Source organism: Paraburkholderia sp. SUR17 (assembly GCF_029536165.1).
Taxonomy (GTDB): domain Bacteria; phylum Pseudomonadota; class Gammaproteobacteria; order Burkholderiales; family Burkholderiaceae; genus Paraburkholderia; species Paraburkholderia kururiensis.
In genome coordinates this window covers 1,498,752-1,513,918 of the sequence record NZ_CP120508.1, presented here as the reverse complement: position 1 = coordinate 1,513,918, position 15,167 = coordinate 1,498,752, and the positions used below count along the sequence as shown (strand labels likewise).

At 65.1% G+C, this 15,167-nt stretch carries 16 protein-coding genes; 3 read left to right on the top strand and 13 right to left on the bottom strand.

The annotated features are described in order from the left end of the window. Positions 1 to 96: 96 nt before the first annotated feature. From dapA to P2869_RS06680, 8 genes are all read right to left on the bottom strand, one after another. Entirely contained in the window at positions 97 to 1,020 is a 924-nt protein-coding gene (gene dapA / locus P2869_RS06715) for a 4-hydroxy-tetrahydrodipicolinate synthase (RefSeq protein WP_277597821.1), read from the bottom strand. Positions 1,021 to 1,064: 44 nt separating this feature from the next. Beyond that, positions 1,065 to 1,715, bottom strand: a complete 651-nt coding sequence (locus P2869_RS06710) for a class I SAM-dependent methyltransferase (protein WP_277597820.1) — start codon at positions 1,713 to 1,715, stop codon at positions 1,065 to 1,067. Between the two features lie 3 nt (positions 1,716 to 1,718). Next, complete coding sequence (locus P2869_RS06705) at positions 1,719 to 2,921, bottom strand: tryptophan--tRNA ligase (protein WP_026122090.1); 1,203 nt, start codon at positions 2,919 to 2,921, stop codon at positions 1,719 to 1,721. Positions 2,922 to 2,925: 4 nt separating this feature from the next. Beyond that, positions 2,926 to 3,591 (bottom strand): site-2 protease family protein, encoded by a 666-nt coding sequence (locus tag P2869_RS06700; RefSeq protein ID WP_277597819.1) that lies wholly within the window; start codon positions 3,589 to 3,591, stop codon positions 2,926 to 2,928. A 28-nt stretch (positions 3,592 to 3,619) separates the two neighbouring features. Continuing rightward, positions 3,620 to 4,255: an L-threonylcarbamoyladenylate synthase gene (locus P2869_RS06695; protein ID WP_277597818.1), complete on the bottom strand. Its 636-nt coding sequence runs from the start codon at positions 4,253 to 4,255 to the stop codon at positions 3,620 to 3,622. Between the two features lie 144 nt (positions 4,256 to 4,399). After that, positions 4,400 to 5,230, bottom strand: coding sequence for a 3',5'-nucleoside bisphosphate phosphatase (locus P2869_RS06690; RefSeq protein WP_277597817.1), 831 nt, complete (start codon positions 5,228 to 5,230; stop codon positions 4,400 to 4,402). Positions 5,231 to 5,401: 171 nt separating this feature from the next. After that, entirely contained in the window at positions 5,402 to 6,286 is an 885-nt protein-coding gene (locus P2869_RS06685) for an alpha/beta hydrolase (RefSeq protein ID WP_017778018.1), read from the bottom strand. A gap of 117 nt (positions 6,287 to 6,403) precedes the next feature. After that, positions 6,404 to 7,465, bottom strand: a complete 1,062-nt coding sequence (locus tag P2869_RS06680; RefSeq protein WP_346833741.1) for a ferritin-like domain-containing protein — start codon at positions 7,463 to 7,465, stop codon at positions 6,404 to 6,406. Positions 7,466 to 7,550: 85 nt separating this feature from the next. Here P2869_RS06680 and P2869_RS06675 point away from each other — a divergent pair, with 85 nt between their 5' ends. The 3 genes from P2869_RS06675 (at position 7,551) to P2869_RS06665 (ending at position 9,689) form a co-directional block, all read left to right on the top strand. After that, positions 7,551 to 8,075, top strand: a complete 525-nt coding sequence (locus P2869_RS06675; protein ID WP_017778016.1) for a gamma carbonic anhydrase family protein — start codon at positions 7,551 to 7,553, stop codon at positions 8,073 to 8,075. A gap of 137 nt (positions 8,076 to 8,212) precedes the next feature. Then, complete coding sequence (gene hslO / locus P2869_RS06670) at positions 8,213 to 9,163, top strand: Hsp33 family molecular chaperone HslO (protein WP_042301048.1); 951 nt, start codon at positions 8,213 to 8,215, stop codon at positions 9,161 to 9,163. Between the two features lie 136 nt (positions 9,164 to 9,299). Then, positions 9,300 to 9,689, top strand: coding sequence for a hypothetical protein (locus P2869_RS06665; RefSeq protein WP_017778014.1), 390 nt, complete (start codon positions 9,300 to 9,302; stop codon positions 9,687 to 9,689). A gap of 30 nt (positions 9,690 to 9,719) precedes the next feature. On the opposite strand, the gene ftsB is transcribed toward P2869_RS06665, so the two are convergent. From ftsB to P2869_RS06640, 5 genes are all read right to left on the bottom strand, one after another. Then, positions 9,720 to 10,169, bottom strand: coding sequence for a cell division protein FtsB (gene ftsB, locus P2869_RS06660; RefSeq protein WP_126875730.1), 450 nt, complete (start codon positions 10,167 to 10,169; stop codon positions 9,720 to 9,722). Between the two features lie 86 nt (positions 10,170 to 10,255). Continuing rightward, positions 10,256 to 11,539: a phosphopyruvate hydratase gene (eno, locus tag P2869_RS06655; RefSeq protein WP_017778012.1), complete on the bottom strand. Its 1,284-nt coding sequence runs from the start codon at positions 11,537 to 11,539 to the stop codon at positions 10,256 to 10,258. Positions 11,540 to 11,674: 135 nt separating this feature from the next. Next, positions 11,675 to 12,529, bottom strand: coding sequence for a 3-deoxy-8-phosphooctulonate synthase (gene kdsA / locus P2869_RS06650; RefSeq protein WP_126875731.1), 855 nt, complete (start codon positions 12,527 to 12,529; stop codon positions 11,675 to 11,677). Further along, the gene (locus P2869_RS06645) at positions 12,526 to 14,187 is read right to left on the bottom strand and encodes a CTP synthase (protein ID WP_017778010.1); all 1,662 of its coding nucleotides are present in this window, start codon (positions 14,185 to 14,187) and stop codon (positions 12,526 to 12,528) included. Before P2869_RS06645 ends, kdsA begins: the two co-directional genes overlap by 4 nt. 118 nt (positions 14,188 to 14,305) lie before the next feature. Next, positions 14,306 to 15,109 carry an alpha/beta hydrolase gene (locus tag P2869_RS06640; protein ID WP_017778009.1) on the bottom strand — a complete coding sequence of 268 codons (804 nt, stop codon included), beginning with the start codon at positions 15,107 to 15,109 and terminating at the stop codon, positions 14,306 to 14,308. Positions 15,110 to 15,167 lie beyond the last annotated feature (58 nt).

The window sequence follows — 15,167 nt, the reverse complement described above, 5'->3', positions numbered from 1 at the left end:
TTGCTCGATACGGAACGAGAGCGGTGTCGACGTCGGTTAGAGGAATGCCGGGCGGGGAATACCATGCAACCTGGGCTACGCTACCTGCGGCCGGGTTCAGGCCAATGCGCCGGACACGCCGGAAAGTCCGGCCTCACGCAGCGCGGCGCGCACGACCTCGTGATAGCGGGCGTCGAGCGGCGTGAGCGGCAGCCGGATACCGCCTTCGATGCGCCCCAGCGCCTCGAGTGCCCACTTCACCGGAATCGGGTTCGATTCGATGAACAGGTTCTTGTGCAGCGAAAGCAGCTTCAGGTGGATGGCGCGTGCCGTCTTGACGTCGCAGGCAAGCGCGGCCTTGCACAGGTCGCTCATGGCGCGCGGTGCCACGTTGGCCGTCACGGAAATATTGCCGTGGCCGCCCAGCAGCATCAGCGCGATCGCGGTGGGGTCGTCACCACTGAAAATCGAGAAACCGGCCGGCGCGGCCTTGATGAGATGCGCCGCGCGGTCGATATTGCCCGTCGCGTCCTTCACCCCCACGATGCCGGGCACGTCGGCGAGACGCAGAATCGTCTCGTTCGACATATCGGCCACCGTACGCCCCGGCACGTTGTACAGGATGACCGGCAGGTCCACCGTCTCGGCAATCTTGCGGAAGTGGCGATAGATGCCTTCCTGCGTAGGCTTGTTGTAGTACGGCACCACCTGCAGCGTGGCGTCGGCGCCTACGGCCTTGGCCCGCTCGGTCAGCTCGATGGCCTCGGTCGTCGAATTGCCGCCCGAGCCCGCGATCACGGGAATGCGGCCCGCCGTGTGCTCCACCGCGGTCTTGACCATCAGGATGTGTTCTTCGACCGACAGCGTGGCGGATTCGCCGCTTGTCCCCACGACTACCAGCGCATCCGTGCCCTCTTCCACATGCCAGTCGATCAGCTTGCGGAACGCCGGCAGGTCGAGGCTGCCGTCTTCGTGCATGGGGGTGACGATCGCGGGGATGCTGCCGCGGAAAATAATGCCGTCCTGAGTGCCGTTAGCCATGAAACGCCAGTCAAATTAATCGGATAAACCGGGATTGTAACGGATTAGCCAGCCAGATCGTAACGAGCGGGAGGTAAGGATTCCGCGGAGTCGGCGTGCCGTTCTGGCACCAGAACTGCGCAGATCCGCTGCACGAACGCCGCCCGGGGCATGGCGAGAAAACCGTCCTGAAAGGCGACCACACGCAGACGCGGCCGCACCACATCGAGCAGTTCACCCGGCGCGAGCAAAAACGCGGGATTCGACGGCTTGCCCACCGTCTCGTTGCCCTGCGCGAAGGTTTCGTAGAGCAGCACCCCGCCCGGCGCAAGCGAATCCAGCAAGCGTGCGAAGAGCGGCCGGTGCAGATAGTTCGTGACGATCACGGCGGCAAACTTCCGGCCATCGTCGAGGGGCCATGGGCCGTTCTCGATGTCGGCCTGCACGGTCACGATGCCGGCCTCATCGCGCAAGGCGGCGAGCGCCGCGGCGTCGCGGTCGATGGCGAGGACAGGATGGCCGCGCGAGGCGAACCAGCGCGCGTGCCGTCCGCTGCCGCATGCAACGTCGAGCACCGGGCCACCGGGGCTCACGAGATGCGCCCAGCGGCGCACCCAGCGCGACGGCTCGGGCGCTGCGGCCAGCGAGCCGTCGGCAGACGCGCGGCCGCCGCTCGCGCCACCGGGATTCGCCCCACAGCCGGACATCGAAGCCATTTATCAGCTGTACGCGAGACCCATGGCCTCGCGGACGTCGCGCATCGTCTCGGTGGCGAACTTGCGGGCCTTGTCGCAGCCGTCGGCGACAATCGCGCGCAGCAGCGACGGGTCGTCCATGTACTTCTGCGCGCGCTCGAGCATCGGCTGCTGCTCGCGCAGAATGCCTTCGATCACCGGCTGCTTGCACTCCAGGCAACCGATGCCCGCTGAGCGACAGCCCTTCTGCACCCATTCGTGCGTCGTCTCGTCCGTATAGACCTGATGCAGTTGCCAGACCGGGCACTTGTCCGGATCGCCCGGGTCGGTGCGACGCACGCGCGCCGGGTCGGTCGGCATGGTACGCACTTTCTTCGTGATCGTTTCGGCATCTTCACGCAGGCCGATGGTGTTGCCGTACGACTTCGACATCTTCTGGCCGTCGAGACCCGGCATGCGCGACGCTTCGGTGAGCAGCGCCTGCGGCTCGGGCAGGATGATCTTGCGTGCGCCTTCCAGATAGCCGAACAGCCGCTCGCGGTCGTTCATCGAAAGGCTCTGCGACTCCTGCAGCATGGCGCGCGCCTGTTCGAGCGCCTCGTCGTCACCCTCCTGCTGGTACGCGTTGCGCAGTTCGTGGTAGAGCTTGGCGCGCTTGCCCCCGAGCTTCTTCGCCGCTTCGAGCGCCTTCTCCTCGAAGCCCGGCTCGCGGCCGTACATGTAGTTGAAGCGGCGCGCGATCTCGCGCGTCATCTCGACGTGCGGCACCTGGTCCTCGCCCACGGGCACGAGCGAGGCGCGGTACAGCAGAATGTCCGCCGCCATCAGCACCGGATAGCCGAGAAAGCCGTAGGTCGAGAGGTCCTTGTCCTTGAGCTTCTCCATCTGCTCCTTGTAGGTCGGCACGCGTTCGAGCCAGCCGAGCGGCGTGCTCATGCCGAGCAGCAGCGCGAGTTCCGCGTGTTCGGGCACCCGGCTCTGGATGAAGAGCGTGGCCTGGGCCGGATCGATGCCCGAGGCGAGCCAGTCGATCAGTACTTCCCAGACGTTCCCCTCGATCACCTCCGGCGTTTCGTAGTGCGTAGTGAGCGCGTGCCAGTCGACCACGCAGAAGAAGCACGGGTACTCGGACTGCAGCCGAACCCAGTTTTTCAGCACGCCGTGGTAGTGGCCGAGGTGCAGCGACCCCGTGGGTCGCATGCCGGAGAAGATACGGTCTGGGAACATGGTGTTATGAAAAGAGCGAAACAAGGGGAGTCAGAATCGCGGTGATCGCGGCGTAGCCCAGCGCGACGAGTGGCTGAAGCCAGAACCTCGTCAGCACGCCGGTGACCACGAGCGCCATCACGATGAAAAAGCCATAAGGCTCGAGGCGGGAAAGCGCAATCGACGGGCGCGCCGGCAGCAGCGCGGCGAGGACGCGGCCGCCGTCGAGCGGCGGCAGCGGAAACAGGTTCAGCACACCGAGCACGAGATTGACACCCACGCCGGCCGCGGCCATGCGCGTGAAGAACGGCTCGTCGACGGCCAGCACCGCGAGCACCACGCCGAACACGCCCCAGATGAGCGCCTGGATGAAGTTGCACGCGGGCCCCGCGAGTGCGACCCACAGGCTACCCCAGCGCGGATCGCGCAGATTGCGGAACGTGACGGGCACGGGCTTGGCATAGCCGAACATGAACGCGCCGCTGGTCAGGAAATACAGCACGAGCGGGATCGCGATGGTGCCGAGCGGATCGATGTGCCGCATCGGGTTGAACGACACGCGGCCCATCATGTAGGCGGTGTTGTCGCCCAGCAGGCGTGCGACGTAGCCGTGGGCCGCCTCGTGCAGCGTGATGGCGAAGATGACGGGCAGCGCGTAGACGACGATGGTCTGTATCAAGGAAGAATCCATAGCGGGCTATTGTATCCGGGCGGCGCCCTCATGCCGTCTCTTCGAGCCCGAACGGCGCGAGACTACCGCGGCCCGCGCGCACGAGCACCGGCGTTTCGCCCGTCAGATCGATCACCGTGGACGGCTCGCACGGACACGCGCCGCCGTCGATGACGAGATCGATCTGCTTTTCGAGCCGCTCGCGGATTTCCTCGGGATCGTTGAGCGGCGCGGTGTCGGGCGGCACAATCAGCGTGGAGCCGATGAGCGGCTGACCGAGTTCCTCGAGGATCGCGAGCGTAATCGCGTGATCGGGCACGCGCAGGCCGATGGTCTTGCGCGACGGATGCGAGAGCCGCCGCGGCACTTCCTTCGTCGCCTGCAGCACGAACACATACGGGCCCGGCGTGACCGACTTGATCAGCCGGTACTGGCGGTTGTCCACCATGGCGAAGTTCGCGAGTTCCGAGAGATCGCGCACGAGCAGCGAAAGCAGCTGACGTTCGTCGAGTCCACGAATGCGCCGCAGGCGCTCGACGGCCTGCTTGTCGTCGAGATGGCAGGCGAGCGCGTAGCTCGAATCGGTAGGCAGCGCGACGAGGCCGCCGTCGTTGATGATCTGCACCGCCTGCTTGACGAGCCGCGGCTGCGGATTGTCGGGGTGAAGCCGGAAGTATTGGGACATGGGTCGGAGTTCAGGAAGTCCGCTGCGGGACGCTCCCCAGCCGTGCCGACTGATGTCGGCCGGACCGATGGGCGAGCGCGCCGGCTGAAGACAGGCAAAGATGGGCAAAGACGGACGAACGGGCGCGCCGTTCGCAGCACGCCATCACAGCCAGCGTTCCCAGACCGGTGTCAGGTAGTCGGGCAACGGCGGCAGGCTGCCGAGTTCGATGCTGTCCGGTCCCGGCGCGTGGAAGTCCGACCCGCGCGACGCTTCGAAACCGTAACGACGCGCCACGGCGGCGTATTCGGCGTACTGGTCCGGCGTGTGGCTGCCGGTCACCACTTCGATCGCCTTGCCGCCTAAGTCGATGAATTCGCCGAAAAGCGCGTCGAACTCCAGCGGCGAATAGGCGTAGCGGCCCGGGTGCGCGATCACGGCCTCACCGCCCGCGCCTTTGATCCACCGGAGGGCGTCCTCGAGTTTGGCCCACCGATGCGGCACGTAACCGGGCTTGCCGTCGCCGAGAAAGCGGGTAAACGCGTCCTGAGTCGAGGCGGCATGGCCCTTCTCGACCATGAAGCGCGCGAAATGGGTACGCGAAATCAGATCGGGATTCGAGACGAATTCGAGTGCGCCCGCGTAGGCGTCCGGTATGCCGAGTTCGGCGAGCCGCTCGGCGATGGCCTCGGCACGCGCTGCGCGTCCGTTTCGCGTGCGCGCAAGGCCCGCCACGAGATCATCGTTCTGCGGATCGATGTTGAGCCCCACGATGTGCACCGTGCGCGATGCCCAGGTGACCGAAATCTCCACACCAGACAGATACCGCATGCCAAGCGCCGCGGCAGCTTCGCGCGCCTGCGCCTGGCCGCCGACCTCGTCGTGATCGGTCAGCGACCACAGCGTGACACCGCCCGTGTGCGCGCGCTGCGCCACGACGGCGGGCGCGAGCTGGCCGTCTGAAACGGTCGAATGGCAGTGCAGGTCAGCGTTCATTGGGAAGGAAAAAAGTTAAGCAATCATTCTACTGCAATGCAGTAAGCGCGGTTGAGGCAAGGCAGGCTCCGCCGCGAGGCGGGCGGTGCCCCGATATGCCTCCATCGTGCCACCTCGGTTCGCGAAGCAATCCTTATGCGCACAAACTCGCACAAACTCGTATTCCCAGCCTCACGCGCAGAACGCTTCGATCAGCGCGGCGACCTGTTCGGGCTGATCGTGATGAACCATATGACCGGCGTCGTCGATGATCTTCTCGCGCCAGTCGGGAAACGCGCGGAAACGCGCCTTGAATTCGTCGAGCGGAATGTCGCCTGCCAATTGCGCGAGCGTGGGCGAAGCAGCGGCCTCCACATGAAGCACCTTCGCGGCGACCTTCGACCACACCGCCATGACTTCGTCGAGCCGGTACAGCAGCGGCCCACGCAGCTTGTGGGCGGGGTCGGCGAGCAGCATGTAGCCGCCCTCGCCGTCCGGCTTCGACCAGTGGCGCGCGAGAAAACCCGCACGCGCAGGGTGCAGACGCGGATTGGTCTTGATGAGGCGCGCAGCGACGTCGTCGAGCGACGCGTAGCGGCGCAGCGCTGACGGCTCACGCAGATCGTCGAGCCAGGCGCGCAGCCGTCCCGGCGACTGCGCGGCACGGGCCGGCGCGAGACCGAAGCCTTCCAGATCCACGACGCGCCGCACGCGTTCCGGCCGCACGCCCGCATACAGGCACACCACGTTGGCGCCCATGCTGTGCCCGACGAGATTCACCTGCCCCTCGGGCGCGTAGTGATCGAGCAACGCGTCAAGGTCGGCGAGATACTCCTGGAACCAGTAAGTGCCGCCCCCGCGCTCGGCGACCGGCCAGTCGGAGAGGCCGAATCCGCGCGCGTCGGGCGCGATGACCTGCCAGTCGCCGCCCAAGGCATCGACGACGAACTGGAACGACGCGGCGACGTCCATCCAGCCGTGCAACATGAACAGCGTTGGGGCGTCGGGGCGGCCCCAGCGCAAGGTGTGCAAACGGACGCCGCGGACGGTGACGAAATCGGACTGGGGAGTATTCATGTGCGCCTGCCGCAAAAAAGAATGATCGTTCGATTATAGCGGTAGCGAGTAGCCGGCGCCGGGCACCGCTTTTTTGTGGCTTCGATGTGCTGCTGCGCCGGTTGCCCGTCGCTTTTTTCAGCCATCTCCGCCAGCAGCGTCTTCACCGGCGGCGAGCTTTGTCAGCGCGGTCAGCTCCGCCTCGTCGAATCCGGCCTCGCGCCGGGCGTCGAAATTGAATGGACCACGCAGGCGCGGGGCCTTGTAGCGCTCGGCCAGCGCGAGCCAGGTCTCGTGCGGATCGAGCCGCCGCTCCGCACACAGGTGCCGGAACCAATGGTTTCCGATCAGAACGTGCCCCACTTCGTCGCGCAGGATCACATCGAGGATGGCGGCGGAGGCATGGTCGCCCGCCTGGACGAGGCGCGCGCGAATGGGCGGCGACGCGTCGAGGCCGCGCGCCTCCAGCGTGCGCGGCACGAGCGCCATGCGGGCCAGCACATCGTCGCGCGTGCGTTCGCACATTTCCCACAGACCGTCGTGGGCGGGAAAGTCGCCGTAGGTCGCGCCGAAGTCGGCTAGCCGCGCGGCAAGCAGCGAAAAATGATGCGCCTCTTCGGCAGCAACCTTCAGCCAGTCGCGATAAAAGCGCTCGGGCATGCCGGCAAAGCGCCAGACAGCATCGAGCGCAAGATTGATCGCGTTGAACTCGATATGCGCAAGCGCGTGCAGCAGGACCGCCCGCCCCTCTACGGTGCGCATGCTGCGCCGCTGGAGTAACCGGGGTTCGACCAGTTCGGGCCGTGCGGGGCGGCCCGGCAGCGCAGCCGGTTCGTCGAACGTTCGCGCCGGGTCGCATTGGGCGGTACCGGCAAGCACGCTTGCGTACAGCGCGCTTGCTGCCCGGGCCTTCGTCGCCGGGTCGCACTCTGTCAGTACAGTCAGCGCAACGGCGCGGGCGCACGTCACCTGAAGCCCGGAGCCGAAAGCATTCGCGGCGGCCGAGCAGGCGGCCCCACCCTGCCCGCTGGCGCAAGGGGCGGAACGGGAAACAGCCGGCAAAGCCGCTTCCTCACCATGGCTCGCAGCGACGACGGCCGGGGAATTTGAGTCGGGACGGGCGGAATTCATACGGCAGCCAGATGGAAAACGGGCGCGGCGGCGCACGGCGGCATTGTGCCAGACGGCCTCTTCACGCATCCATTTACAATACGGGATTGACCTTGCAGCGCCCCGCGCGTCCAACCAGCGGCGCCCCCATCCCATCTGAAGGAGACAGTTTCCCGTGGCAATCTACAAGCTTGGCGACGCCGCCCCGACCATCCACGAAAGCGTGTTCGTCGCGGACACGGCGACCGTCATCGGCAAAGTCACGCTGGACGAAAATTCGAGCGTCTGGTTCGGCGCGGCTATCCGCGGCGACAACGAACCGATCACGATCGGCCGCGGCAGCAACGTCCAGGAAGGCGCGGTGCTGCATACCGACCCCGGTTATCCGCTCTCGATCGAAGCCGGCGTGACGGTCGGCCATCAGGCCATGCTGCACGGCTGCACGATCAAGGAAGGCGCGCTGATCGGCATTCAGGCCGTGGTCTTGAATGGCGCGGTGATCGGCCGCAACTGTCTGGTGGGTGCCGGCGCCGTGGTGACGGAAGGCAAGGTGTTCCCCGACAACTCGCTCATCCTCGGTGCGCCTGCCAAGGTGGTGCGCGAGCTAACGGAGGAAGACATCGCAAAGCTGCGCCGCAACGCAGACAACTATGCGGAACGCCGCGCCTGGTTCAAGGCGAACCTCGTGCGGATCGGCTAGTGCCGATGCGGGCCGCCTGACCACGACACATCATCCGTGTCCGGGGCATCCCGCAGGCCTCGCCGGCAAGGAACAGGCAAGACAACGGCACCGCGCGCAGGCAGCGCAACGCCGTGTAATTCAGCGAAGGAAATATTGTGAGCGACCAGTTGCAGAAATTCATGTTCAGTGCGGCCCCGGTGCGCGGCGAGATCGTCTCGCTGCGCAATACGTGGCAGGAAGTACTGACGCGCCGGACGTACCCTGCGCCCGTGCAGACCGTGCTTGGCGAAATGATGGCCGCGTGCGCGCTGCTGTGCGCCAATCTGAAGTTCGACGGCACGCTGATCATGCAGATCTTCGGCGACGGGCCCGTCAAGATGCTGGTCGTGCAGTGCAATTCGGAGCTGTCGATGCGTGCCACGGCACGCTACGGAGACGCCACGCCAAATGTAATCGGCGAAGAAGCAAGCCTTGTCGATCTCGTGAACGTCAACGGCAATGGCCGTTGCGTGATCACGCTGGATCCGCACAACAAGGTGCCAGGACAGCAGCCTTATCAGGGCATCGTGCCGCTCAACGGCGAAGACGGTCCGCTGCAGTCTGTCGCGGCCGTGCTCGAGCACTACATGCACCACTCCGAGCAGTTGGACACACGCCTTTGGCTCGCAGCGAACACCGAACGCGCGGTCGGCATGCTGCTGCAGAAACTGCCCGGCGACGGCGGGATCGTGCCGCATCCCGGCGAACTCGACGCCGACACGTGGGAGCGCGTGTGCACGCTCGGCAATACGCTCTCGCAGGAAGAACTGCTGAAGGAAGAGCCGCAGACGGTGTTCCGCAGGCTCTTCTGGCAGGAGAACGTGCGCCATTTCGATCCGGCGCCGGCGCGCTTCGAGTGTTCGTGTTCTCGCGAAAAGGTGGGCGCCATGCTCAAGATGCTGGGCCGCCCGGAAGTGGACAGCGTGATCGAGGAACGCGGCCACGTCGAAATTCATTGCGACTTCTGTAATCAGCGGTATGAATTCGACCCGGTGGACGTCGCGCAACTTTTCGTCGCGAGCGGTCTCTCAGAAGGAGTCGCGCCTGCGGCCGGACAGCGGCACTGAACTGCTGCGCTGAACCGGCACGAATGCGCATCGCTTCCGCTCAGTCCGTCAGGACACCGCGGAAGCAACAGAAAGTGTTAAACGGCGGCGCCTCGCGGGGTGATCTTGTTTAGGCGTCCGACCGATGGAGGTCGCCATGAATGCTCACAACCGTCCCTCGCTCGCGCTGCGTACGCGCTTCGCCCTGTCGACGCTGGGCGTGGCAGTCGCCTTGAGCGGCTGCATGATGGACCCGCCGGGCCCCTCGCCCATCTATAGCCGCCTGCCCGCCGACCAGTCCGGCGTGCCAACAGGCGCCCAGGCATTGACGCCACAAGAACGACAACGTTACGACGCGATCGACAAGCAGGTGCTCGCCGACCAGAACCGCGCCATCGCCGCCGAACAGGCAGCCGAAACGTGGTCGCGCTATTACTCGCCGCCGGCGCCCATGACGGTCTACGGCAGCTACTACGACGGCGGGTGGGGACACGGCTGGGGGACGGGAATCGGATACGGCTATCCGGGCTGGGGATGGGGATGGTGACAATACGGATGGCGTCACCACTGCCGGTGTTCAGCCAGTGCTCTTCGGTTTGACGTTCTTGCCGTGCGCGTCCTTTGCGGCGCGCGCATGTTTCTTGTCGGGCTTCGCACGGGATTCCGGATTCGGCACCACACGCACGGGCGCCGCCGAAACTTCCCCGCGCGTCGAAGTATTCGGCGCCACGTTGTTCGATGCAGGCAGCGGCGCATTCGGCGAGACGAACTGCACGAATACCTCGCTGTCCTTCACCATGCCCATTTCGTAGCGTGCCCGCTCTTCGACGGCGGACGTCCCGCTCTGCAGATCCTGCACCTCGCCGGCAATGCGCTCGTTGCGCAGCTTTTCGTCAGCGTTTTTCTTCTGCTGCTCGGCCAGTTGCTGCTGCAGTTCATGGACACGCAGCCAGCCGCCATGCCCCCACCAGAGGGGGTACTGGATCAACACCAGCAGAATGATCAGAACGACAGTGACAAGCCGCATGAAAGGAGCCGGACAATACAAGTCGCCCTGCGCTATACGCAGGGCGACGGGGAAGGATCAAAAACCAGGAACGGCGCTGACGTTCATCAACGCAGATTGTAGAACGTCGACTTGCCCGGGTAGCTCGCGATGTCGCCGAGGTCTTCTTCGATACGCAGCAGCTGGTTGTACTTCGAGATGCGGTCGCTGCGCGAGAGCGAACCGGTCTTGATCTGACCGGCGTTCAGGCCCACCGCGATGTCGGCGATGGTCGAATCTTCGGTTTCGCCCGAGCGGTGCGAGATCACAGCCGTGTAACCCGCGCGCTTGGCCATCTCGATGGCGGCGAACGTTTCGGTCAGCGTGCCGATCTGGTTGATCTTGATGAGGATCGAGTTCGCGATACCCTTCTCGATGCCTTCCTTCAGGATGCGCGTGTTGGTAACGAAGAGGTCGTCGCCCACGAGCTGGATCTTCTTGCCGAGGCGCTCGGTCAGCAGCTTCCAGCCGTCCCAGTCGCCTTCGTGCATGCCGTCTTCGATCGAGACGATCGGGAACTTGTCGGCCAGCGTGGCGAGGTAGTCGGTGAACTCCGCCGACGACAACTGCAGACCTTCGCCCGCGAGCTGGTACTTGCCGTCGTGATAGAACTCGCTCGCCGCGCAATCGAGCGCGAGCAGCACGTCTTCACCGGCACGGTAGCCGGCCTTCTCGATGGCCTGGAGAATCGTGGAGAGGCATTCGTCGTTGCTGCCGAAGTTCGGCGCGAAACCGCCTTCGTCGCCCACGGCCGTGCTCATGCCGCGGTCCGACAGAATCTTCTTGAGCGCGTGGAACACTTCCGCGCCGCAACGCAGCGCTTCGCGGAAGGTCGGCTGGCTCACCGGCACGATCATGAATTCCTGGATGTCGAGGCTGTTGTTCGCGTGCGCGCCGCCGTTGACGATGTTCATCATCGGAACCGGCAGTTGCATCGCGCCCGATCCACCGAAATAGCGGTAGAGCGGCAGCCCCGCTTCTTCTGCGGCGGCCTTCGCCACGGCCATAGACACCGCGAGCAGTGCGTTCGCGCCCAGACGCGACTTGTTGTCGGTACCGTCGAGCTCCAGCAGCGTCTTGTCGAGGAACGCCTGTTCCGATGCGTCGAGGCCCATGATTGCCTCGGAAATCTCGGTGTTGATGTGCTCGACCGCCTTCAGCACGCCCTTGCCGCCGTAGCGGCCGGTTTCGCCGTCGCGCAGTTCGATCGCCTCGCGCGAGCCGGTGGACGCGCCCGACGGCACCGCCGCGCGCCCCATCGTGCCCGACTCGAGCAACACGTCGCATTCGACAGTGGGATTGCCTCGCGAATCCAGAATCTCACGACCGATGATGTCTACGATTGCACTCATGGTTTCCTCAGGAAATGACGTTGAATTCTTACGGCAACGACGGCGTTCGAACCACCCGGACATCGTCCGGGCATCGCTGCCGCACGTGGCTCGCGGCGGGCACCCCACACGCCGCGCGCCCGCGCGGGCCGCGCATCAGTTGAAATCGTGCTCGAGGAACGGCTTGCGCTTCACGGCCTCGTCGAGCGTGAGCAGCGTTTCGAGCAGGTCCGCCATGCGGTTGAGCGGCACCGCATTGGGACCGTCCGACTTCGCCTCGGCCGGGCGCGGGTGGGTTTCCATGAAGAGTCCCGCCACCCCCGTCGCGACGGCCGCGCGTGCGAGCACCGGCACGAACTCACGCTGACCGCCCGAACTCGTGCCCTGCCCGCCCGGCAACTGCACCGAGTGCGTGGCGTCGAACACGACCGGCGCGCCCGTCTCGCGCATGATCGCAAGCGAACGCATGTCGGACACGAGATTGTTGTAACCGAATGAAACGCCGCGTTCGCAGGCGAGGAAGCGGTCTTCGGAGAGCCCCGCTTCGCGGGCCGCTTCGCGCGCCTTGTCGATCACGTTCTTCATGTCGTGCGGCGCGAGGAACTGGCCCTTCTTGATGTTGACCGGCTTGCCCGAACGCGCACAGGCGTGGATGAAGTCGGTCTGACGGCACAGAAACGCCGGCGTCTGCAGCACGTCCACCACCGAAGCAACCGGTTCGATTTCCGCTTCGCTATGCACGTCGGTCAGCACCGGCAGGCCGAGCTGGCGCTTCACTTCGCCGAGAATACGCAGCCCTTCGTCCATACCGAGCCCGCGAAACGACTTGCCGCTGCTGCGATTGGCCTTGTCGTACGAGGATTTGTAGATGAACGGCACGCCGAGCTTCGCGCAAATTTCCTTGAGCCGACCGGCCGTGTCGATCGTCATCTGCTCCGACTCGACCACGCAGGTGCCCGCGATCAGGAAAAACGGCTTGTCGAGACCCACCTCGAACCCGCACAGCTTCATGCCTGCTCCTTGACGCGCGACTGTTGGCAAGCGAGCGCCGCTTCGACATACGCCTTGAAGAGCGGATGGCCGTCACGCGGCGTCGACGTGAACTCGGGGTGAAACTGCACGCCGACGAACCAGGGATGCAGGTCGCGCGGCAGCTCCATCATTTCCGGCAGATCTTCGCTCGGCGTGCGCGCGCTGATGACGAGGCCGCCCGTCTCCAGTTGCGGCACGAAGCGGTTGTTGACCTCGTAGCGGTGGCGGTGACGCTCGTTGACGTCCTTGCCGTAGATCTCCGAGGCCATCGTGCCCGGCTTGATCGGGCAACGTTGCGAGCCGAGGCGCATGGTGCCGCCGAGATCCGACTCCTCGTCGCGCTTTTCGACCTTGCCTTCGCGGTCGTACCACTCGGTAATGAGTGCGACGACGCGGTTCGGCGTTTCCGGATCGAACTCGGTGCTGTTGGCGTCCTTGAGCCCCACCACGTGACGCGCGAATTCGATCACGGCGAGCTGCATGCCGAGGCAGATGCCGAGGTACGGCACCTTCGCCTCGCGGGCGTACTGGATCGCCTTGATCTTGCCTTCGGTACCGCGCCGGCCGAAGCCGCCCGGCACGAGCACCGCGTCGAGACGCTTCAGGCTTTCGACGCCCTCGGTCTCGATCTGCTCGGAGTCGATGTACTCGATGTTGACCTTCGTCGACGTATGGATCGACGCGTGCTTGAGCGCTTCGATGAGCGACTTGTACGACTCGGTGAGATCGACGTATTTGCCGACCATGCCGATGGTCACTTCATGCTTCGGATGCTCGAGCTTCTCGACCATCTCCGACCACACGGAGAGGTCCGCGGGCTTCGGCGAGAGCTTCAGTTCCTCGCACACGATCGCGTCGAGCCCCTGGTCGCGCAGCATCTGCGGAATCTTGTAGATGCTGTCCACGTCCCACACCGAAATCACGGCGTCCTGCGGCACGTTCGAGAAGAGCGAAATCTTCTGGCGTTCGTCGTCGGGAATGCGGCGGTCGGCGCGGCACAGCAGCACATTCGGATAGATACCGATCTCGCGCAGCTTCTGCACGCTGTGCTGCGTGGGCTTGGTCTTCAGTTCGCCCGCCGTCGCGATGAACGGCACCAGCGTGAGGTGGATGAAGCACGCGTTGTTGCGGCCCATGCGCAGGCTCATCTGGCGCGCGGCTTCGAGGAACGGCAGCGATTCGATGTCGCCCACCGTGCCGCCGATTTCCACGATCGCCACGTCCGGCTCGCCACACGTGGCCGATGCCGCACCGCGCTCGATGAACGCCTGGATTTCATTGGTAATGTGCGGGATGACCTGCACCGTCTTGCCGAGATAATCGCCGCGGCGTTCCTTGCGGATCACCGATTCGTAGATCTGGCCCGTGGTGAAGTTATTGGCCTTGCGCATCTTCGTGCTGATGAAGCGCTCGTAGTGGCCGAGGTCGAGGTCGGTTTCCGCTCCGTCTTCCGTCACGAACACTTCGCCGTGCTGAAACGGGCTCATCGTGCCGGGGTCGACGTTGATGTAGGGATCGAGCTTGAGGAGGGTGACTTTCAGACCGCGCGATTCGAGGATCGCGGCGAGAGAGGCGGCGGCAATACCCTTGCCGAGGGATGAAACTACGCCGCCGGTGACGAAAACATATTTGGTCATCGCTGGATGCTCGCGGGAAAAACGGATTATACCGTAAAGGCTCGCCTTTCCTGGAATCCGTCCCCGCAAAAATCACCACGCGAGGGTGCGGCGAAGTGTGCCGCGAAGCAACGCGCCGCTACCCTTCGCGTTCGAGCCGGCGCAGCATGCCGAGCACCGCGCGCGCGGTATCGATGGGCCGCTCCATCGGGTAGAGATGGCTGCCTTCCATCCATTCGATGTTGCCGCCCGCGGCGAGCTGCGTCGCCGCGAGTCCCACCTGGCGAATCTCCTTCGAGCGCGTGCCCGCGATGAACCCGACCGGCACCGGCGCACCATGCGCGAGCCGTGCACCGAGCGTATGCGGCAACGTACGGTAGATCAGGTATTCGATGCGCCGATCGAACGCGAGCGAGCGGCCGCCGTCGGGCGCCGTTTGCGGAATACCGAAGTCGATGTAGTCGGACAGCACGCGCTCGTCCCAGCGCGCAAACGCCGGCTTCGCATGGAAGTGCCGCCACGCCTCGTCGCGGCTCGCCCAGTGCGTGCGGCGCGTGCGGGTTGCCGCGGCGGGCGAGAGGCGCTCGTCGAGCCCGGTCCACTGCGAGACACGCAGCACGCTGCTGCGCCAGCCGGCGATCACAGGCGAGTCGAGCATCACGACGCCCCTCACCCACTGCGGGCGCCGCAACGCCGCCATGAGCGACAGATACCCGCCCAGCGAATGACCGACGAGCCATACCGGCTGCTCGTACGAACGTTCGACGTCCGCGAGCAGCTCCTCGACGAGATGCGGCCAGTCGCGCGTGACGGGATACCGCGGGTCGTGACCGATGCGCTCGACGAAGCGGATCTCGTAGTCGTCGGCGAGTTCGGCGAAGAGCGTCCGGTAAGTGGGCGCCGGAAAACCGTTCGCGTGCGAGAAGTGGATGACGTTCTTCAAATGCGTGTTGTCTCCTTGATGGTTCTCGACGGTGCTCGCGGATGCTTCGCGTCCCGCT